The organism is Tenggerimyces flavus, from assembly GCF_016907715.1.
Lineage (GTDB): Bacteria > Actinomycetota > Actinomycetes > Propionibacteriales > Actinopolymorphaceae > Tenggerimyces > Tenggerimyces flavus.
Window position 1 is genome coordinate 6,775,372 of record NZ_JAFBCM010000001.1, and the last position, 20,797, is coordinate 6,796,168.

Annotated in this window: 12 protein-coding genes; 9 read left to right on the forward strand and 3 right to left on the reverse strand. The window is 69.6% G+C overall.

Features of this window, described 5'->3' with window-relative positions:
- Window positions 1-24 precede the first annotated feature (24 nt).
- A complete protein-coding gene (locus tag JOD67_RS31685) occupies window positions 25-2,781 on the forward strand; it encodes an AfsR/SARP family transcriptional regulator (protein ID WP_205121365.1) in 2,757 nt (918 codons plus the stop codon).
- A gap of 58 nt (window positions 2,782-2,839) precedes the next feature.
- On the opposite strand, the gene JOD67_RS31690 is transcribed toward JOD67_RS31685, so the two are convergent.
- Together JOD67_RS31690 and JOD67_RS31695 are read right to left on the reverse strand one after the other, a co-directional pair.
- Entirely contained in the window at window positions 2,840-9,433 is a 6,594-nt protein-coding gene (locus tag JOD67_RS31690; protein ID WP_205121366.1) for an RHS repeat-associated core domain-containing protein, read from the reverse strand.
- Window positions 9,434-9,459: 26 nt separating this feature from the next.
- On the reverse strand, window positions 9,460-13,077 hold the full coding sequence (locus JOD67_RS31695) for a LamG-like jellyroll fold domain-containing protein (RefSeq protein WP_205121367.1): 3,618 nt from the start codon (window positions 13,075-13,077) through the stop codon (window positions 9,460-9,462).
- 230 nt (window positions 13,078-13,307) lie between these two features.
- On the opposite strand from JOD67_RS31695, the gene JOD67_RS31700 reads away from it, so the two are divergent.
- The 8 genes from JOD67_RS31700 (at window position 13,308) to JOD67_RS31730 (ending at window position 20,170) form a co-directional block, all read left to right on the forward strand.
- Window positions 13,308-14,012: an arsenate reductase/protein-tyrosine-phosphatase family protein gene (locus tag JOD67_RS31700; RefSeq protein WP_205121368.1), complete on the forward strand. Its 705-nt coding sequence runs from the start codon at window positions 13,308-13,310 to the stop codon at window positions 14,010-14,012.
- The gene (locus tag JOD67_RS31705) at window positions 14,009-14,689 is read left to right on the forward strand and encodes an arsenate reductase ArsC (protein ID WP_205121369.1); all 681 of its coding nucleotides are present in this window, start codon (window positions 14,009-14,011) and stop codon (window positions 14,687-14,689) included. Before JOD67_RS31700 ends, JOD67_RS31705 begins: the two co-directional genes overlap by 4 nt.
- Complete coding sequence (locus tag JOD67_RS31710) at window positions 14,682-15,404, forward strand: aquaporin (protein WP_205121370.1); 723 nt, start codon at window positions 14,682-14,684, stop codon at window positions 15,402-15,404. Before JOD67_RS31705 ends, JOD67_RS31710 begins: the two co-directional genes overlap by 8 nt.
- A complete protein-coding gene (locus tag JOD67_RS31715; RefSeq protein WP_205121371.1) occupies window positions 15,401-15,799 on the forward strand; it encodes an arsenate reductase ArsC in 399 nt (132 codons plus the stop codon). Before JOD67_RS31710 ends, JOD67_RS31715 begins: the two co-directional genes overlap by 4 nt.
- Window positions 15,800-15,883: 84 nt before the next feature.
- Entirely contained in the window at window positions 15,884-15,955 is a 72-nt protein-coding gene (locus JOD67_RS42500; RefSeq protein ID WP_372442373.1) for a putative leader peptide, read from the forward strand.
- Window positions 15,956-16,045: 90 nt separating this feature from the next.
- On the forward strand, window positions 16,046-18,289 hold the full coding sequence (locus JOD67_RS31720; protein ID WP_307782626.1) for an FAD/NAD(P)-binding protein: 2,244 nt from the start codon (window positions 16,046-16,048) through the stop codon (window positions 18,287-18,289).
- Window positions 18,279-19,391, forward strand: a complete 1,113-nt coding sequence (locus JOD67_RS31725; protein WP_205121372.1) for an LLM class flavin-dependent oxidoreductase — start codon at window positions 18,279-18,281, stop codon at window positions 19,389-19,391. Before JOD67_RS31720 ends, JOD67_RS31725 begins: the two co-directional genes overlap by 11 nt.
- Entirely contained in the window at window positions 19,388-20,170 is a 783-nt protein-coding gene (locus JOD67_RS31730; RefSeq protein WP_205121373.1) for a DUF1684 domain-containing protein, read from the forward strand. The genes JOD67_RS31725 and JOD67_RS31730 overlap by 4 nt, the downstream gene beginning before the upstream one ends.
- Here the strand turns inward: JOD67_RS31730 and JOD67_RS31735 are convergent.
- Window positions 20,167-20,730 carry a TetR/AcrR family transcriptional regulator gene (locus JOD67_RS31735; RefSeq protein WP_205121374.1) on the reverse strand — a complete coding sequence of 188 codons (564 nt, stop codon included), beginning with the start codon at window positions 20,728-20,730 and terminating at the stop codon, window positions 20,167-20,169. The two genes, JOD67_RS31730 and JOD67_RS31735, sit on opposite strands and share 4 nt — an antisense overlap.
- Window positions 20,731-20,797: the final 67 nt, after the last annotated feature.

The following is a 20,797-nucleotide window of genomic DNA, read 5'->3' on the forward strand; positions in this document are numbered from 1 at the left end:
GCACCTCGCGGAGGGGAGAGGCTGGTGTCACACCTCGAGATCACGCTGCTAGGTCCGTTCGGACTCACCGTGCGCGGTGAGCCGGTCCGGATCGCCGCGGAGATCCCGCGGACGTTGGTGGCCGTCCTCGCGATGTCGGCGCCGAACCCAGTGCCGATCGAGACGATCTCGCGCGCGCTGTGGGAGTCCGATCCGCCGGCCGACGTCCGCGCGGGCATCCAGACGTACGTCTCGCGGCTGCGTCGGGTCCTCCCGGACCTGATCGAGACCCAGCACGAGGGCTACCGCCTCCGCGTCCGCGCGGAGGCGGTAGACGCGTTGCGGTTCCTCGAGCTGTGCGACCAGGCGGCCGCCGAGCGTGGTACCCCCCAGGAGGCCGCGACCATCGCCGCCGCGCTGCGGATGTGGCAGGGCCGGGCGTTCGTGGACGTACGGTCGGCCTGGCTCGACGCACGGTACGAACGCGACCTGGTCGAGCGTCAGCTGGAACTGGTGGAGCGTCGGGTCGATCTCGACCTCCCCACCGATCGCGCCGCGAGCGCGATCGCCGAGCTGATCAGCCTGGCCGACGCGCATCCGTTCCGGGAGTCGCTGTGGGCGCGGTTGATGCTCGCGCTGGAGCGCCGCGGCCGTGTCCCCGAAGCGTTGGTCGCGTACGAACGGATCCGCGCCCGGCTGGCAGACGAGCTCGGGGTCTCACCCGGGCCGGACCTCCAGCGCGCACATCTGCGGTTGCTCGCCGCGGACGAGCCGGGACCGCCCTCCTCGATCCCGCGCCAGCTGCCGTCCGATCTCGGGCGATTCACCGGGAGGACGGAGGTTCTCACCCGACTGCGCAAGCTGATCTCCGACCAAGACGCGGCGGACCAGCCGGGGATGGTCGTGACCTTGGACGGGCCGGCGGGCATCGGCAAGACCGCGCTCGCGGTGCACTGGGCACATCAGGTCGCGCACCTGTTTCCCGGCGGGCAGTTGTACCTCGACCTGCACGGGTACGGGCCCGGGGAGCCGATGGACCCCGGGGTCGCCGTCGAGACGCTCGTGCGTGCGCTCGGTGGCCGACCCGACCAGCTGCCACCGGACCTGGACGCCCGTTCGGCGCTGTTGCGCACGATGATGGCGGGGCGCCGTACGTTGATCCTGCTGGACAACGCCCGCGATGCTCGCCAGGTCCGACCGCTGATCCCCGGGTCCGGGGTGTTGGTGGTGGTGACGAGCCGCAACCAGCTGCGTGGCCTGACCGTGCGCGATGGCGCGCATCCGTTCACCCTGGACGGCTTGGACCACCAGGAGTCGATCGACCTGCTCGAGTCCTTCCTCGGCGATCGCGGCACCTCGCGTGACAGCGTTGCCGAACTGGCTCGGCTGTGCCACGGTCTCCCACTGGCGTTGACGATCGCGGGTGAACGTGCTGGGCGGGAGCTGTCGGATCGGCTCACCGATCTCGTGGCGTCGCTCGGCGACGAGAGCGCCAAACTCGACACGCTGCAGAGCGACGACGACGAGACGACGGACCTGCGAGGCGTCCTCTCCTGGTCCAACGCCGCGTTGCCCGCCGATGCGGCGAGGATGCTTCGCGTGCTCTCGCTCAACCCCGGCCCCGACATCGGCGTGCCCGGAGCCGCCGCGTTGGCCGGAGTGTCTCTCGCCTCCGCGGGCAGACTGCTCGACCGGCTGGTGGGCACGAGTCAGCTGCAGCACAAGCGCTCTGGGCGGTACGAACTGCACGACCTGCTTCGCTCGTACGCGTCCGAGCTCGCCTCGGAGCAGGACGCGCCCGCGGACCGGGCCGAGAGCCTTCGACGTCTCCTCGGCTGGCAGACCATGAGCGCCTTCCAGGCGAAGGCGCAGCTGGAGCCGACCAAGGACGACCTCCATCCCGACGTTGTGGGCATCGTGCCGCTTACGTTCACAGGCGAAGCGGATGCCCATGCCTGGTTCGAGACGGAGCGGCACAATCTCGTCGCGTCCGTGCGGGTCGCGTTCGCCCATCGCTTCGACTACCTCTGCTGGTGGCTCGCGAACGCCACCTGGGCGCATCTGTATCTGATCGGCGCGTGGGACGAGATCGTCACGACCCACCAGATCGGTCTTCGGGCGGCTCAGCGTTGCGGTGACCGGGTCGGCATCGCAACGATGCTGTCGGGCATCGGCGCCGCGTACCGCGCCACGGGCCGGACGGAGCTCGCCGTACGCACGCAGCGCTCGGCGCTCGAGGTCTTCACCGAAGCGGGCCACGCCGTGGGCGCGGCGCAGGCGTTGAACAATCTCGGCAGCGCGTTGCGCTCGAGCGGCTCTCTCGACGAAGCGTTGGACTGCTTCCGGCGGGCGGGTGCGATGGAACGGGCGCGTGAGGAGGTGTCGGGGAACGTGGCGGTGTGCGCGTACCAGGAGGCGGTGACGCTGACCGCCCTCGGCCGCGCGCCTGAGGCAGTGCCCGTCTTCGACTCCGCCCTTGCCTTGCTCCGCTCCCTCGGCCACCGCCGCGGCGAAGCCCGCGTGCTGCAAGCCCTCGCCGCGGCGAGCACCAACCTCGTCCGCTGCGACGAAGCGGTCGAGCAATACCGAACGGCGGTGGAGATCTACGCCCAGCTCGGCGACCGTTGGTACGAGGCGAGCCTCCTTTCCCAACTGGGCCAGGCGTTACTGCGCTGCGCGCGCCCCGCGGAGGCCGCCACCAGCTGGCGAGCAGCGCTCCGCATCCTCGACGAAACCGGCGCCGCCGACTCCCCCGACCTCCACCGCGCCGACCTCCACGCCCGGCTCCGTTCCGTCAGCTGACGGACGTGGCCTTGGGATGACGTCGTGGGCCCGCCTCAGCCCGGCCCACCACGAACCCTCACCGCCGCCGCAACCTTTGCCATGCGACCTTGATGCCAAGCCCGATACCGAAGGTGATGACAATCGCGTCGCCGATGGGGTTGGACGTGGTGCCGTGGGCGAGTCCATCTGCCACTTTCGGCGTGTTCCATACTTGGTCGGTCCTGGTGTTCGTCTCCGTCACTCGTTCCTTGAACCTCTCGGTGTCGTGGAGCTCGTTGACCCAGGGTTCCTCGGTCCCAGCATCGGGGCAGTCGCAAGGGTCGGGGCTGTGCACGGGACAGTCGTTGTTGTGCACCAGCGCATCTGTCGCGCCGTCCGACACGAGGTAGGTGTGCGCCACGTCGACGGTCAGGTCGCGCATGGACGACTCGCCCGCGTAGCGTCGCGCCTCCAGCACCTCGAACGACCCCTCGGCCGTCCCGAACAACCGGTCCCCAGGCGCCAGCTCGCTCGCGTCCACGAACCTGCCCGACGACTCGAGCCAGAACGGATGGTTCGCCGTAGTGAAGAACGTGGTCACCACGCCCTTCGCGTTCCGGACCCGGAGATCGACGAGGTCGCGATCCACGTTGACGTGCAGGGAGACGACCTTGTGCGCCTTCGTACGTTTGGTCTTCGGATCGATCGTCAGCACTTGGTCGCCGAGCTTGATCTCCCCAATCGGCTTGGTCGATCCGTCGGCCATCTTCACCTTCGTCGATGGCCGGAAGCTGTGACACCCCTTCGTCGCGTTGTTGACGCCCTTGAGCACGTTGTCGGCCTGGCGCCTCTTCTCGTTGAACGACGTAACGGCCTTCCAGGCCTTCTTCACGGCTCCGATGAGCTCACCGATGCGGAAGAGCTTCGACCAAGGAATGACGTTGATCACCATCGAGATGCAGGAGCCGAGATCGCCGCGGCCGAAGCAGCCCTTGATGTCCTCGATGCCCAAGAACTCCGAGAGGATCGCGCCGCCGGCTTCGACCACGACGTCGAAGACGGATTTCTCCTTGATCTTCTTCGCCTCTTCGTACTCCTCTGGCGTGTAGCCGGCCGCGCGGACCTTCTGCTCCCAGGCCTGCCGCCGCTTCTTCGCCTCGGCCTTGCGCTTGACCTTCGCCTTCCACTTCTTCTTCTGTGTCGGCGACAGCCACTTGTTCGCGTTCGTCTCGCTCAGCAGCGACCCGTCGGCGTTGTGCAGCACGTTGTCGTACCCGTACCGGTCCGACGGGCACCCGCAGTCGGGGAACAGGCCGTCCGGATCGCTCAGCGTCGACGGGTTGTTGTTCGCGTACGCGTACCCGTGCATCTGTTGCGGGTCCTGGTGATCGATGATCGGGTCGACCGACAGGAACCGACCGAGCGCGGGGTCGTACTCGCGCGCACCCAGCTGGGTCACTCCCAGCGAGGGATCCTGGTTCCCGCCGACGAAGCCCTTCTCGTCCGGCCACGACGAAGGCGCCGCGCCGCGGGTCTCGCCGAACGGGGTGAACTGGCGCCGGCCCACCTCCAACGTGCCAGCCCTGATCGTGGTCGTCACGGTGCCGTGATGGTCGGCCGCCTGCCAGTACAGGCCGGTGCCGTTCCGCACCGCCACGATCCGGTCGCCATGCGAATAGAACCGGGTACCGGTCACCGCCCGAGTCGCGTGGTTCAGCTCGAACTGCTGCGCGCCCACGTAGAGCGTCGTCGAGCCGGGCTCGCGCCGCAGGACGCGCTCGCCACCGGCGTCGTACGCGAAACCGGTCGTCTCGCCGTCCGCCGCGACCGCCGACATCAACCGACCGGCCGGATCCCAATCCAGCGTCTGCGTCGAGCCCGCCAGCGTGCGCTTCTTCGTGTTGCCGGTCGCGTCGTACGAGAACGAGTCGACCGAAGACCCGCTCGGCCCGGTGGTCGTCACCGACGTCACCGTGTGCGGCTGCGCCGACTTCGGCGCAGGATGAGCGTAGGTGCGCGTCACGTCGTCAGCAGCACCACCGACACCGTGACGCTTCTCGCTGGTGCGGTTGCCCGTCACGTCGTAGCCGTACGACGTCCAGTACGCCGACGCCCCACCCACCGTCTCCGGAGTCGGTGTGCTGGCGCAAGCCCCGGTTGACGTCCACGCCTCGACCATCCGCGCGAGGTGGTCGTGGTCGAAGCACTGCACGTCGGCGACCCCGCCCTCCGGCCGGTCCGCGATCGAGGTGACGTTCCCGACCTTGTCGTAGTCGTAGCGGAAGTCGTTCACCTGGTCGCCCGGGCTCTTCTCCCGCTCGACCCGCGACCGGGTGAGGCGCCGCGTCGCCTCGTCGTAGTACAGCGAGTTCCACACCCGTGCACCCGCGTCTCCCAGCGAGAGGAACGACAGCTCGGCGAACCTCGTGTACCACGTGTCGTTCACGTAGCCGGCCAGGCTGCCGTTGACGGTCCGCACCAGGCCGAGGTCGTCATACCCGAGCGTCAACGTCTCCGCCCGTAGGTCTCCCTTACCTGGAAGGGCAACCGACGCGATGCTCCCGTCCGGCCGATACGTGAAGTTCGTGGCGTACGTGCCGTTCAGCTCGGACTCGATCCCAGCGAGACCGACCTTCTCGCCGGTCGGCCGGTTGCTGCCCGGCTCGTAGCCCGCGACTGCCGTGGTGACGGTCAGCCCGCCCTCATGACGCGTGCTCGAGTCCGGAAGCCCCGGCCGAAGAGCATCGAATGCCCACGAAGCCCGGATCGGACCGGTCGCAGAACCCAGCCGCTCCTCGGTCTTGCGCCCCAGCGCGTCGTAGCCGTACGCGAGCGTCTCGCCGCGCGCGTCGGTCGTCGTCAGCACCTGGCCGGCGGCGTCGTACGTGGAGGTGGACTCGCCCCGGTCCGGGTCGTCCACGGCGATGCGCCGCCCACGCAGGTCGTAGGTGTACTTCCACTGGTTGCCCGCGGGATCGGTGACGGTCGCGAGCTCGCCGTTCTTGTGGTCGTAGGTGTACTTCGTGATGTCGGCTGGGCTGTCCGGGGTCGACCCGGTGTGCTGATGCAGTGCGACGATCCGCCCGTCCCCGTCCAGGTACGTCGTGGTCGGGGTTCCGCCCGGCGGCGGCGTGACCTTCGTGTGGTCGCCGAAATGCTCGCTCGTGGACCGCCATTGCTCGACGTTCTTGGACTTGAAGACCGTCCCGATGGCGCGGCCGGCGCCGTCGTACGTCGTCACGGTCTGGCTCGGGATGTTGTTGTCGCCGGCCTGGACCAGGACCGTCGCCGGCGCACCCTCGGCGTAGTACTGGCCGTTGTCCTTGGCCACCGAGCCGCGCGAGTCGAAGACGGTGTCGGTGATGACTCGGCCGGTCAGGCGCCCGCCCTCACCCCAGCCGGGCGACTGGGTCTGGCGCGGCCGGAGGAACCCGTCGTAGAGCGAGTGACTCGCGACGTGGTTGCCGTTCGCCCGCAACGTCTCGGTCGTCACAACGCTCGGCCCGTTGGTACGGATCAGGTACGCGTACCGCAGGTTCGCGCTGTCGCGGCCCTTCACCCGGCCCGGTAGCCAGACGCTGGCGATCCGCCCCAGCGCGTCGTACGCGAACTCGGTGACGCCTCCAGCGGAGTCGGTCGACCGGACCGGTTCCGCCCACGCCGGCGCCAGGTCGGTCGTCGTGACGTGGCCCTTCGGGTTGGTGATCGTCAGCTTCGTCGTCAGGCCGCCAACCTCGGTGTACCTCGTGGCCGTCTTGCGGCCCAGTGCGTCGAAGCTGTCCTCCGGACGGCCGAACGCGTCGTAGGTCGTGCGGGAGGAGACCGCGTAGACCGGCTGGCCATTCTGGTGGTCGGTGAGTTGCTCGACCTTCGTCGGGTTGCCGACCGCCGGACGCGCGCCGAGGGTGTTGTTGCCGTCGTAGTACGTGCGGACGTCGGAGACCGCGTCGGCCGGGAAGACCGGCGTCGCCGAGCAGGGCGCCGCTACCGTCTGCGTGCGGTACGGAAGCCGCAGCAGCAGGGCGGTCTCGTTGCGCGCGTACCAGGTGCGCGTGCACTCGTCGTCGTCAGCCGTGCCGAGGTCGCCGCGGTCGTCGATCTGGGTGACCTGGGCGTCGTCGTTGTATGCACGGCTGATCTGGTTGCTGCGCCACTTGCCGCCGGGGAGCGCGGTGCGTTCCAACACCCCACCGGTCTCGACCATGTACGCCTTCGCCGAACCCTGCGTGGTGGTCGGGCCGCGTTGCCAGTAGTCGGTGATCGTGCTCCCGACGACCGCTCCCCCGACGCCGTTGTAGGTGACCTTCTCGCGCACCAGCCCGTTCAGCTGGTCGTCGTCGGGGACGGTCGACGTCGGTCCGCGGCTGTCCGGGACCGACGCCGGACGGACGCCGCCCGCGGGGTTGAGACGGTCGCCGTTCATGCCGCGGAAGTAGACGTACTCGGTCTTGGACTGCGGGGTGTCGGTCTCCGTCGGGTTGCCGTGCCGGACGACGACGCGTTGGTAGCCACGCCACTCCGACCAGGTGCGGCGCTTCGGGTCGATCAGCTCGTCGTCGCCGTACCGCCAGGCGCCGCCGCCCAGGTAGTCGTACGACGTGACCTCACTCGGCGACCCTCCGACCAGGTCCTGCTGCACGACGTTCTCCACCACGTACTTGTGCATCCAGTCGGTGAACGCGATGCCACCGTCCGGAGCCCAGTAGACCGGGAAGCAGCGCAGCGAGTTCTGCTCCGGCTTCGGCAGTGTCGTCGGTGTGCAGTTCGTGGGCGCGTAGTTGACGGTGACGTGGCCGCCGAACTCGTTGCGGATCCCGGTGATGCGGTACTTCGGCAGCGGTCCGGCGGTGTCGTAGCTGGAGTTGACCCGGTTCTCCATCGCCCGGCCGTAGAACGTGACGTTCGGTACTGCGGCGGCGGTCCCGCCCAGGCCGGCGTGGCCGATCCTCGTCAGCCAGAGCGCTTCCCTCGATCCGTCGCCCGGCTTGGGGAAGCTGTGGCTGAAGGTCCACGCGTCGACTGCCTGCGCACCCGCGTATGTGGTGATCTTGGTGAGCCGCTTCGTCGTCCAGAACGTGGGCGACACGACGGTCGGACAGGTGGCTGCCACGCACTGCAGGTCGAACGGGACGTCCGGGTAGTTCTCCTTCGTCGGCGTGCAGGTCGCCACGAGGCACCGCTCCGCGGTGTCGAACACGACCTTCGCCGGCGGCGCAGCCAGGTGCTCGGTGCCCGCGCGGGTGCCGAACTCCGCGCGCAGCAGCACGCCGCCGCGGTCGTACTCCGCGACCTTCTTGCCGTTGTCGAGGCCGTACTTGTTGCGGTCCTTCTGGTAGTAGTAGGTGACCGTGTTGCCGTGCTTGTCGACGACGTAGTCGAGGTTCCAGCGGTAGGCCTGGCTGCACTGCGAGGCGAGGAACGTCGTCTCGTAGCACGGCTCACCGGCGTGGTTGCCGAACACGGGAGCGACCCAGGCGGACTGCGTCTGCTTGCCATCAGGCCATCCGGGCAGCCTGTTCCGACCGAAGAAGTACTGCGTGCCGTCGGACGACGTGGCCTTCCAGTACTCCTTGTCCTTGTCCTCGTTGTCGGCACCGTAGAGGCGTTCGACCCTCGTCCCGTCGTCCTTCTCCAGCCGGAAGACGTCGCTCGTGCCGACGCGGACGAGCTTGCCGGAGTGACCGGCCAGCGACATCGTCGCGTTGTCGGTGAACCAGCACTGGTCGCTGGTGGGGTAGGTCGCGTTGTTGCCGCCGACCTTGTCGTCGGAGCAGCTCTTGTAGGCACGTTCGATCGACCCGGACCACAGGTCGAAGCCTTCGCCGACCCACGAGGGTTGGTTGTTCGTGGACGCGGTGCGGCCGTCCACCGAGCCCGAGGAGTACGACACGGCCAGCTGCGGCGTGAGGTTGCCCGGCGTCTCCGGCACCCGGAGCGGGTACGACCAGTTGAAGTCACCGGTCTGGCCGGACGTCTGCCACGTCCCGGTGAGGGCGAGCGGCGTCGCGGCGTGGCTGCCCGTGTCGCCGCCCGTCGCGGCGGCGATCGCGTACGTCGCGTCCGCACCGGAGGCCTGCACCTGGGCGGTGAGTGTCTCGGTCTTCGGGTCGTTCGTCGACTCGAGCGCCGCGTAGGGCTGGCGCACGACGCGCAGCCGGTTGCCCCAGTTCGCGCCGTAGGCATGGCGAATCGCGGAATAGTCGATGGTGAGCGTGACCGTACTGGGCGCCGCGACGCCGTCGGTCCGGCGGACGCGGAGCAGCAGCCCGGCGACGCCGGCCTTGTCGGCGGCGGCCTTGTCGAGCAGCTCGACCCGCACCGATGCCGGCGCCTTCCCGCTTCGTGCTGTCGACGCCACCTTGATCGGCAGTCCGCCGACCCGTGCCGTCGCGGCGGCGCGGCCGATCGCGCCCAGCTGAACGTCGGCGGTGCCAGCGGACGGCCATGCCGGGGCCGGCACCTCACCTGTGGCGGAGGCGACTGCCTTCGCGTTCGCCGGCTGCGGTTTCACCGGCACCGGCGTGACGGGAACCGGCTTGTCGAACGGCGGTACGTGCGGAACGCCGGGAACCGTCGACGGCGGGGGCGCCGCCACCACCGGCTCAGCCAGGGTGGCCACCAACGCGAACCCGATACCTATCGCGAGCCAGCGCACTACTCCGCGCAACACGGTCGATCGATGCTTCGCCATCGCGAGAATCTCCTTGTGCGCTGGGACTACAGGCGGGTGATGACGTAGCCGAGCGGCCGTTGGACGGTCTCGCCCTCGCACTCCGCATCGAGTGAGGTGAACCTGTCGCCGCTGTCGGTGACCTTGCAGGCGAACAGCCGAGCGGTCTGGCGGGCGAACGTGGGAGCCTCCGGCCAGGCGTCGCCCACCCAACGGTGCTTGGTCTTCCCTTCGCAGGTGGCGTCGTCGGTGACGAACTCGTCGGTGCCGTCGGCGCACGAGTACAGGTCCACGCCGTTGGGCAGTCGCTTCATCGACACCATCCCCTGGGCACCTGCCGGTCGGTAGCCAGGGCCGGGAACGTTCGTGGTCGTCAGCTGGTCGCGGGATCCGTAGCCCTGCTCGTAGCGGATCAACTGCCAGTAGGCCAGTGCGTGGCCGAGCAGACCCTCTTGGATGTACTGGTCGCCTTCGCAGTTCTCGTCGGTGGTGTTGAAGTGGTCACCCGTTCCCGGTACGGCGCAGCGGTAGATCGGGATGGACTCGACGTCCGGTGGTGGGCTCTTGTAGACCAACCCGATGTCGCCGATCCGCGTGCGTCCCTCGCAGGCCGGATCCGCCGAGGAGAACTGGCCCCGGTCGTAGCTGCAGGAGTAGAGCATCCGCGTGTTGGTCTCCTCCGCGGGCGCGGGAGTGCCGAGCGCGCCCTCGAACCGCATGTCGGCCGGGACAGGTCCGTTGGTGAAGAAATGTCCTCGGCCGTCTCGACTGACGTACCGGTTGAACTGCCCGGCGCGCACGTTCGGGCGCGACGTGACCGGGCTGAGGTTGTCGGCCTGGAGCTGCTCCTTGGTCAGCACTCCGGAGTAGACGTGCAGGTCGTCGATCGCGCCGTCGAAGCGGGACACCGCGGCCCTGTTCAGTTTCGCCCTACCCAGAACGAGATTGCCACCGACGTGGGCACTGGGTCGTGCCGGGGCCACGTGCTCGTAGCCGTTGACGTACAGCCGCACCTGGCCCTTCGCGGCGTCGTAGACCGCGCCGAGGTGTGTCCACTCGCCATCGCGCGCGGGGTCCGCGGACATCACGGTGATCCAGGACGGGTTGGCGCTGTCGGCTGGGGACAGGAACATCGCCCATCGACCCGGCGCCTGTCCCGCGATCGGCACGTACTGCAAGGAGAATCCGGACGACAGCGGCCCGTCCTGGCTGACGATGGTGTGCGCCTTCGTGCTCGCCGCGTCCAGCTTGACCCGCGCGGTGACCGTGAAGCTTCGGTCGGTACGCACCGCCTGCTTAGAGGTCGGGACCTCGCCCTTGACCCCGTCGAGCACTACCGCGCCGTCGCCGACCACCCCGGAACCCCAGGTGGTCCCGGGAACGATCCGCCCATTTGTGTAGTTGCCGGAGACGTCGTTCGCCGTCGTCCCGGCGCCCTCGTCGAACGGGAGGAACACCTCCTCGGCGGTGGGAGTGTTGGCGAGGGTCCCGATCTCGCTGTCGGCGAGCATGCGGTCGAAGACTCGTACGTCGTCGACGGAGCCCGGCCAGAAGTCGACCGGTTTCCCATTCCACATCGAACGTCCGATCGTCAACGGGCCGGTCGCCGTGAACCCACCCGGGTGCGTTCCGGAGGCCGTCAAGGCGCCATTGACGTAGAGCCGGAGCTCCTTCGAACCGGAGTCGTACATGCCCGTGAGGTGGGTCCAGACACCGAGCTGGACGCTCGAGGAGGACACCACCCGATCGTGCCGGTCGCCACCACTCGGGATGTCGGCGGCGAACATCGCGAACGCCCACTTGCCTTGCGGCGTTGCCTGGAGCTGGAACCCCGCCGTGGTCTTGCTGTCCATCGAGACGACGGACGGGTATCCCGCGAGACGATCCATGCGCGCCCACGCTGTGACCGTGAACGTGTTGGCCGTGTCGACCGGCGCGCCGCCGGTGGTCGTCACCGACTCCGTGGCGTCGAAGCCCAGCCCGTCGCCGTCGCGTCCGGAGACCCACTTCGACCCACCGCCGGGCACCATCCCGCTGACCGTCCCGTGCCGGCCGCCCGCCGTCACGTCGGGCACCGATGGCGTGTAGCGCCCGCCCTCCAATGGCCAGTGCCCGACCGGCGGCGGTGTCGCCGACCCGACCCGGAACCGGTAGCCACCGGGTTCCCAACCACCGTTGGGATCTGGCTTCTGGTAGACGTCAGAGACGTTCAGCGCGCGGTCCACGGCACGGACGTAGAGCTCATTGGGACCGTCCCTTGGTGGGGTCGCTCGGATGATCGCCCTTCCGTTCGTCGCCGGGACGAACGAGGGCGACTTGAGGTCGACGATGGGCAGGTCCTGGAAGTTCAACGCCCATTGGTATCCGATCACGTCGGGGTCGGTGGAGGTCGCGGTGAACGCGCCGGTCTTGCCCACGTAGCCGGCGATCTGGCCTTCCGGATAGTCGGTCGAGGTGAGTGCCGGGCGACCCGGCGGCCTCGTGTCGACCGTCATGCCACACCACTGCGCCCACGCGCTCCACACCAGCTGCCCGTTGTAGGAGATGCCGTCGGTCGCGCGGACCCGCCAGCCGATCTGGTTGCCGTCCTGGAAGTGGCCGGCAGGGATCGTCGCCGAAACCGTGGTGTTGTTGCCGTGGGCGGCGGTACGGATGCGACCCACGGCGCCCTTGCCCCACTCGTGCCATTCGAACTCGAGGCTGACGTTCTGGCGGTCCGGGTCGGACACGTTCGCGCGCAACGTGGGCCGCGGCGAGTAGGTGAACGCCTGGTTCGGATCGCTCGCGCAGCCGAGGCTTGGCCCTTGCCCCACGTTCGACCAGAGCTTGGTCGGCTTGCTGGCCGGCCAGTTGTACTGCACGAGGAGCGTGGCGGCGTCGAACCTCTTCCATTGGAACTTGTCGCCCTCGTCCACGGCCTTGGCCATGAACGTCGCGGTGGTCGAGCCCACGCTCAGCTTGCTGACGATCGAGCCGTGCACCGGGATGCCGACGTTGTTCGGCGGACAGGCCGCGCTGTAGCCGTGCGCGACATTGGGGGTCCACAGTGGGCTCGGCGTCGTGTTCGGCTGGGCTCTCCAGGTCGTTCCCGGGCTGATCGGATCGGTCTGCCAGACCTGGAACGGTGTCGGCGTACAGCTCGGTGAGTAGGCCAGGTGGAGGTTGAGCTCCGCGTCGTGGATCTGGGCCCCGCCGTGGAGCGCGGAGATGTTGAACTGCCAGTACGAACGGGCCGTATGGATGTCCCTGCATCCCGGCCAGTCGCAGCGGCCCACCTTGGCGAAGCCGTCGTCGTTGGCGCCGTTCCAGTACGACATGTCCAGGTGGCCCTTGAACACCTTGGTCCAGCCCGCGCCGGGAGCGGGATACCACGGGAGTCCGGGCACGGCGTTCGGCTGTACGCCGCGTTGGGCGTCGAGCTCCATGGTGAACTTGCCGTTCGGGTCGGCGAAGACTCGTTGCGACACGGTGCGCTGGCTCTTGACCTCGATCCGCTTGCCGGACCGCCTGGCCTGCTCCGAGGCCGTCTCCCGCTCGACCTCCAGGCCCGTCGGTGCCGCCCTCACCACTGGCGCCGCTGCCGTTGCCGACCGTGGTTCCGCGGCGATCACTCCCGCGGACACCACTGCCGCCGCCGTGAGTACGCCGACCACGCCTCGCCACATGTTCAAGACCCCTCCCCGAAGTGCTCCCCAGCACCACTGCGGGTACGCACCGACCGGCGCCCCTGCGCACAGGATGGCGAGGCGCCCTTGCGCCACACTGGCGCGGCGCTTGCGCCGTGGATGCGCGAGATCGAGGTGGCTCGTACTTTTGGTCGCCGCGGCTGGTTCGAGACGGTCTCGTCCACATGATGTACTGGACGTGGTCGGTTCACTCAGTCATTATTGACTCAATGAACACTGAGCGATCACTCGAGCGTCGGGCTCGCGTCCATGCGGCGCTGGGCGACCCGGCGAGGCTGGCGATCGTCGACGCGCTGAGCGTCGGCGACGCGTCGCCGGGTGAGCTCGGCCGCGAGCTGTCGCTGTCGACCAACCTCGTCGCGCACCACGTGAACGTGTTGCAGGATGCGGGCCTGATCGACCGGACCCGCTCCGAGGGCGACCGCCGCCGGACGTACCTGCGGTTGCGCCCGGACGCGTTGGCGGAGCTGCGGCTGCCTGGCCTGCCGGTGGGCGCGCGGGTCGTGTTCGTCTGCACCCACAACTCCGCCCGCTCTCCGCTGGCCGCTGCCCTGTGGACCCATCGCACTCGCCGGCCGGCTGCCTCCGCGGGAACCGATCCCGCCCACCGCGTCCATCCGCGCGCCGTCCGCGTCGCCCGCCGGCACGGGCTCGAACTCGACCCCACCGGGACGGCGCATGCCACCGACGTCGTACGCGAGAACGACCTCGTCATCGCCGTCTGCGACACCGCCCACGAGCACCTCGCGGCCGGACCCACCCACCTCCGACCCCACCTGCACTGGTCCGTTCCGGACCCCGCCCGCATCGACACCGCCGCCGCGTTCGAAGCCACCTACGCCGACCTCGAGGCCCGGATCGGCCGCCTCGGTTCGGCCCTCGACAGTCCGCCTCCCGAGGGAGCACGCTCATGACCACCAGCCCGGCACCCGTACACCGTCGCGACGACCTGTCGATCGACCAACAACTCGCCCTCCGAACCGCCGCCACCAGGCTCGCCGAGGAGTTCACCGGCACCTACGGTCCTGAGACGATCGACCGGTTCCTGCACACCAGCTACGACCAGTTCGCGACCACCAGTACGATCCCGAACTTCCTTCCCCTTCTGGCCGAACGGTTCGCCCGGCAACGCCTCCAAGCCCTCGCCCGTGTCGAAGGCCACCACAACGACGGCCGCCCCGTCGTCCTGTTCCTGTGCACCCACAACGCTGGCCGCTCGCAGATGGCACTCGGCTTCTTCACGTCCCTCGCCGGCGACCAGGCCGTCGCCTGGTCCGGCGGATCGGAGCCCGGCAGCGAGATCAACGCCGCGGCGATCGCCGCCATGTCGGAGCGCGGCATCGACATCTCCGGCGAGTACCCCAAGCCGTGGACCGACGAGGTCGTCCGAGCCGCCGACGTCGTCATCACCATGGGCTGCGGCGACGCGTGCCCGATCTTCCCCGGCACCCGCTACGAGAACTGGGACCTCGACGACCCCGCCGGGCTCGACGTCGAAGCCGTACGCCCCATCCGCGACGAGCTGGAGCGCCGTGTACGCCACCTCCTCGCCGAGCTCGAACTCCCACCCGTTGACCCGGCGCATGCCTGACGTGGCGCTGTGGCGACGCCTGCTCGCGGAGTTCCTGGGTACGGGTCTTCTCGTGTCCGTCGTCGTCGGCTCCGGCGTCATGGCCACCACGTTGTCGCCCGATGATGTCGGACTCCAGCTGGTGGAGAACTCGCTCGCGACCGCCTTGGCGCTCGGCGTTCTCATCCTCGTATTCGCGCCGATCTCCGGAGCCCACTTCAATCCTGTCGTCACCGCGGTCGCGTGGCTGACAGCCAAGAGGACCACGCCACTGGCCGACGCGGGTGCCTACGTCGCGGTGCAGATCGTCGGTGGGATCGCGGGCGCGGTTCTCGCGAACCTGGTGTTCGACCAGCCGGCCGTCGCCTGGTCCACGACCGAACGTGCTGCGGGACACCTGTGGCTGGGCGAAGTGGTGGCGACCGCCGGCCTGGTACTGGTGATCTTCGCGCTGGTACGAGCCGGCCGCACCGCCGCGATCCCGGCGGCCGTCGGCGCCTACATCGGCGCCGCGTACTGGTTCACCTCCTCGACCTCCTTCGCCAACCCCGCCGTCACCATCGGCCGAGCGTTCACCGACACGTTCGCCGGCATCGCGCCCACCTCCGTACCCGCGTTCGTCCTTGCCCAGCTCGTCGGCGCCGGCCTCGGCCTGGGCATCGTTCTGCTGCTGCACCCGCGCCGCGTCGCCCAGCCGATCCCGACCACCACCGAACTCTCGAGGAACCCCCGATGACCAAGCCCAGCGTCCTGTTCGTCTGCGTCCACAACGCCGGCCGCTCGCAGATGGCCGCCGGTTGGCTCCGCCACCTCGCCGGCGACGCCATCGAGGTCCGCTCCGCCGGCACCGCACCGGCCGACCAGGTCAATCCCGCCGCGGTGGACGCCATGGCCGAGGTCGGCGTCGACCTCACCACGGCCCAACCCGCCAGGCTCACCGACGAGTCCGCCGCCGGGTCCGACGTCATCGTCACCATGGGCTGCGGAGACGAATGCCCGTACTTCCCGGGCAAGCGCTACGAGGACTGGCAGCTCGACGACCCCGCCGGGCTCGACCTCGACGCGGTCCGCCCCATCCGCGACGAGATCCGCAGGCGAGTCGAGAAGCTGATCGCGGAGCTGATCGACTAGGCGACCTGTCTACTTCGCGGAACGCCGCGAAGCAAGACCAGAATGCCTACCATTTCACTAGGGATTGTGCCTACACTGCTTGGCATGAGTAGGCCGGCCTTCTACCGCCGTCACGTGGACCTGGCGCGCGTCTCCAGCGCGCTCTGTCGTCGCTGACCAGCGCCCCACGCTCGCGAAACACCTCGTGCGACCGACTCGGTCGTCAACGCATCCTGCCTGTGATCGCCTTGCTGCCAGGGAGATCCTGTGTCGACAACCTCGTCGAGCACGCCCTCCGACGTCTCGAACACCATCCCCGAGCACCACCCCGGCGTGCCGCCGACCGTCGGCGACGACGGTCTGGTCGTGCTCCGCGAGCTGCCGGCCGAGCCGTTGGTACGAGGCCGCGCGAACGATCCGGCCCTCACCGCCGCCGCGAAGGTGCTCGACGAGGCCGACGCGGTCGTGGTCACGACGCCGATCTACAAGGCCGCGTACTCCGGCCTGTTGAAGATCTTCCTCGACCTGCTGCCGCAGAGCGCTCTGCGCGGCAAGGTCGTCCTGCCGATCGCGACCGGTGGTACGGCCGCGCACGTGCTGGCGATCGACTACGCGCTGCGGCCGGTCCTCACCAGCCTGGGCGCGACGACGGTGTGCGCGCCGGCCCGGCTGGTGTTCGTCGGCGCGGGGCCGCGCACCGTCGGGCTGCTGGAACGGTTCGCCGCGAGCGCGCCCGAGCTGCTGGATCCCCGTGTGGGCGTCGAGATCGACGTCGTCGACCCGTACCCGCCCGGTGGTGGCCGCATCTGGCGGCGCGCACAGTCGCCGCTGCTGTGGATGAACTCGATGGCGAGCGACGTCACGATCTTCACCGACGAGTCGGTGACCTGTGACGGACCGATCGTCCCCGGGCCGTCGCTCGCCGAGTGGGCCGCCGGCACGGGCAAGGCGCGGTTGACAGAGCTCGGGCTCAGCGCGGAGCCGACCGAGTTCCCGTCCCGGATCGCGCAGGCGGAGTACCTCGCCGGCGTGTGGGACCGCGTCCTTCGTTCGCTGCCGGAGAACGTCTCCGTCACCGTGCACGCCGACCGGGCCGTCGCGCTCGACGACGACCGAGTCGTGCTGTCGTCCGGCACCGAGCTGCCCGCCGACCTGGTCGTGCTCGCGCTCGGCTACCTCGACCGGTTGCCGACGCCGGAGCAAGCCGCGATCGCCCAGCAGGCAAGGGAGAACGACCTCACGTACATCGGTCCCGGCTACACCGCGGACGTCGACCTCTCCGAAGTGCGGGGCGGAGAGCCGGTGATCGTTCGCGGGTTCGGTCAGGCGTTCGTCGACCTCATGGTGCTGCTCGGCGAGGGGCGCGGCGGGCAGTTCAGCGAGGACGACGGCGGCCTGACCTACCACCCCAGCGGTCGCGAGCCCATCCAGTACGTGGGCTCGCGGCGCGGCGTTCCCTATCACGCCAAGCTGGGGTACGTCGCGCCCGGCGCGGGGCCCGTGCCGACGAGGTACCTCACCTCCGAGGCACTCGCGTCGCGCCGGCGCGACGGTCTGCTCGACTTCGTGGCCGACGTGAAACCCCTGCTACACAAGGAACTCGCGCACGCGCACTACGCCCGCCTGTTCGCCGCGCACACCGAACGAACCCGGTGGCCGTGGGAACGGTTCGAGTCGGTGCTCGACCGCTGCTGGCTGGACGACCCGGACCTCGTCGCTGCCGTCGACGAAGCGGTACCCGATCCGGCAGACCGGTTCGTGGTCGCCGCGATCGACCGGCCGCTCGCCGGGCGGCGGTTCGCCGACCGGGCGGCGCTCGAGGCGGAGCTGGTCACGCTGGTCGAGGCGGACCTGCGCAGGAGAGCAGACCCTGCGTACTCCCCGGATCTCGCCGTGTTCAACGCGCTGCTCAGTGTCTACGGCGTCCTGTCCACGGCGATCACGGCCGGCTGGCTCTCCGACGCCGATCGCGTCCAACACGTCGAGCTGGAGTGGCACGGCTTCTTCTCGTTCCTCGCCAGCGGTCCCCCACCGCAGCGACTGGAGCAGCTGCTCGCGATGCACCGTGCGGGGGTCGTGCGCTTCGCCGGGCCGGACCTCGAGGTGGAGCTCGTCGGCGACAGGTTCGTGGCCCGGAGCCGTTCCGTACCCGGGGCGATCACCGCGCGGGCGTTCGTCGAGGCTCGGCTCCCCCGTCCGGACGTTCTCGCCGCGCCCGACCCTCTGGTGCGAAGTCTCCTGCACAGTGGGCGAGTCGCCGCGAACGCCGGCCAGCTGACCGCGGACCCGGAGTGCCGCGCCGTCCGCGCCGACGGGACGGTCGACCCGGATCTGTTCATGCTCGGCCCGTCGGTCTCCGGCTCCGCCGGGTCGTCGGGCTTCTCCCGTCCGCACTTCAACGGCGCCGGCTTCCGGCAGAACGACCGGGTCGCGCGGCACCTACTCCTCCGGCTGGCCGAGGTGGCCGGCTCCCGTACCCGCAGAGAGGACGATGAACGCTATGCCAGTTGAGTTCCTGGGCATGGGCGGCACGAACGAGGCGAGCGAGGTGACGCCGCGCTCCGGCGGCAGCTTCGACCTCGACTACACCGTCAAGCTCGCCCGCGCCCACGAGTACCAGGGCTGGGATCGGATCCTGTTCGCGTACCACTCGGGCTCGCCGGACCCGGCGCAGGTCGCCGCGTACGTCGCGGGCAAGACCGAGCGGATCAACCTCGTGGTCGCGCACCGCCCGAACGTCGCGTACCCGACGCTGACGGCGAAGACGTTCGCGACGCTGGACCACCTGTCCGGCGGCCGGTTCGAGGTGCACGTGATCACCGGTGGCTCTTCCGCGGACCAGGCCGCGGAGGGCGACTTCCTGGCGAAGGACGAGCGCTACGCGCGCACTCGCGAGTTCATCCAGATCCTCAAGCAGGCTTGGACGTCTTCCGAGCGGTTCGACTTCCACGGGAAGCACTACCAGTTCGAGCAGTTCGTGTCGGACATCCCGCCGCTGCAGCAACCGCGGCCGCGGATCTCGTTCGGCGGCTCCTCCCCCGCGGCGTACGCGGTCGGCTCGGCCGAGGCCGACATCTACGGGCTGTGGGGCGAGCCGCTCGCGAACACCAAGCAGCAGATCGAGACGATCTACGCCGGAGCGGCCGCGGCGGGCCGCGCCGACCGGCCGATCGTCCAGATCGCGTTCCGGCCGATCCTCGCGCCAACCGACGAGCTCGCCTGGCAGAAGGCGGAGGACATCCTCGGGCGGATCAAGGCCGTCCAGGCCGGCGGACGTACGCCGGCGCGGCTGCGTCCGAAGAACCCGGAGAACGCCGGATCCCAACGCCTGTTGGAGATTGTCGCGCAGGGCGAACGGTACGACCGCGCGCTGTGGACCGCGCCGACCGGCCTCACCGGCGGCGGTGGCAACTCGACCGCGCTCGTCGGCACGCCGGAGACCGTCGCGGCCGCGCTGCTCGACTACTACGACCTCGGTGTGCGCATCTTCTCGGCGCGGGGCTACGACGTCTACGAGGACGCGATCGACTTCGGCCGGTACGTGATCCCCTTGGTGCGCGAGGAAGTCGCGCGCCGAGAGGCGGCGGAGCGTCGAGCGGAGCTGGCGTCGTGACCGGGCTCGCGGTGGTCACCTCGTGGGACGCGTGGCGGGCGGAGCGGGACCGCTCGCTGCGGGAGGAGTACGGCTGGCTGAGCATCGTCGGCTTCGACTGGCTGGGCTCGGACGTTCGTGGGGTGTCGGGTCTGCCGGGGCTGTGGTCGGTGCGATCCGGGGCTGCGTGGGTCACGGCCGATCGATCGGATGGGCTCACGTACGAAGGGGAACCGATCGACGGCACGTTCGGCGCGACGGTCTCGGAGGCGGGCTCGCTGCTCTGGTTGCGGCATGGTCGGCGGTTGGTCGAGCTCGTGCTGCGGGGCGGGCGGTACGCCGTTCGGCAGCGCGATCCGTCCGCTCATACTCGGCTCGGTTTCGCCGGCGTGCCCACGTTCGCCCCGCGGTCGGAGTGGGTGGTGCCGGGCCTGTTCACGCCGTACCCGCAGCCGTTGGCGATCGAGGTCGCGACCGCGCGCTCGGACCTGCGCCAGCAGGTGCGCGCCGTGGGGATCGTCCGCTTCTCGCTGGCGGGAACGGAGTACGAGCTGGTCGCGACGGCGGGCCGGGGCGGAGCGGTGACGCTGACGTTCCACGACGAGACCAACGGAGTCGACACCGCCCCCTGGCGCGCCGTGTCGGTCGGTGCGCCGGGGCCGGACGGCGTGGTGTCGATCGACTTCAACCGCACGACGAACCTGCCGTTCGCCTTCACCCCGTACGGCACCTGTCCCGCCCCGATCGAGGGCAACCGCCTCCTCCTCCCCGTCACCGCGGGCGAGCAGGCGCCGCGCTAGGGGGTGATGACCTGCTCGGCGAGGCGGCGGGCCAGGCGGGCGGGGTCGGAGCTCGGCTTGGTGACGCCGGCGGCGAGGGTGCCGTCGATGAGCAGCATGAGCTCGTTGGCGGCCTCGGCTGGGTCGTGATGGCCGAGCTTGGCGAGCTCGGCCTCGAGGAGCGCCTTGACGTTCTCGCTGTACTGGCGGGTGATCGCGTGTGCCGGATGGTCGGGGTCGGTCAGCGCGAGATCCACTGACAGGTAGCGGCAGCCGCGGAAGTCGGGGTCTTTGACGACCTCGCCGAGCCAGTCGAAGATCGCCAGCAGCCGGGCGCGGGGGTCGTCGCCGGCGGCTTGCATGGTCGCGCGGTAGAGCGCCTCGTCCTCGTCGGTCGTCATCCGCAGGACCTCGGCGATCAGGCCGTCCTTGCCGCCGAAGTGCTCATAGAGCGACCTTCGTGCGACGTTCGCCTTCTTGAGGATCGCGTCGACGCCCACACCCACGCCCTGGCTGTAGGTCAGGTCCTTCGCGGCGGCGAGGAGCCGTTCGCGCGGACGGCTCTGGGTGTGGGTCTCCATAGCGGCAGAGTGCCACGGGATTGCCTGTAGATCAACCGGTCGATATAGTCCTGGTAGACCGACCGTT

Coding starts and splice junctions, on each gene's coding strand:
- JOD67_RS31690 (WP_205121366.1), bottom strand. CDS start 9,433: ATGGCGAAGCATCGATCGACCGTGTTGCGCGGAGTAGTGCGCTGGCTC.
- JOD67_RS31695 (WP_205121367.1), bottom strand. CDS start 13,077: ATGTGGCGAGGCGTGGTCGGCGTACTCACGGCGGCGGCAGTGGTGTCC.
- JOD67_RS31700 (WP_205121368.1), top strand. CDS start 13,308: ATGAACACTGAGCGATCACTCGAGCGTCGGGCTCGCGTCCATGCGGCG.
- JOD67_RS31705 (WP_205121369.1), top strand. CDS start 14,009: ATGACCACCAGCCCGGCACCCGTACACCGTCGCGACGACCTGTCGATC.
- JOD67_RS31710 (WP_205121370.1), top strand. CDS start 14,682: ATGCCTGACGTGGCGCTGTGGCGACGCCTGCTCGCGGAGTTCCTGGGT.
- JOD67_RS31715 (WP_205121371.1), top strand. CDS start 15,401: ATGACCAAGCCCAGCGTCCTGTTCGTCTGCGTCCACAACGCCGGCCGC.
- JOD67_RS31725 (WP_205121372.1), top strand. CDS start 18,279: ATGCCAGTTGAGTTCCTGGGCATGGGCGGCACGAACGAGGCGAGCGAG.
- JOD67_RS31735 (WP_205121374.1), bottom strand. CDS start 20,730: ATGGAGACCCACACCCAGAGCCGTCCGCGCGAACGGCTCCTCGCCGCC.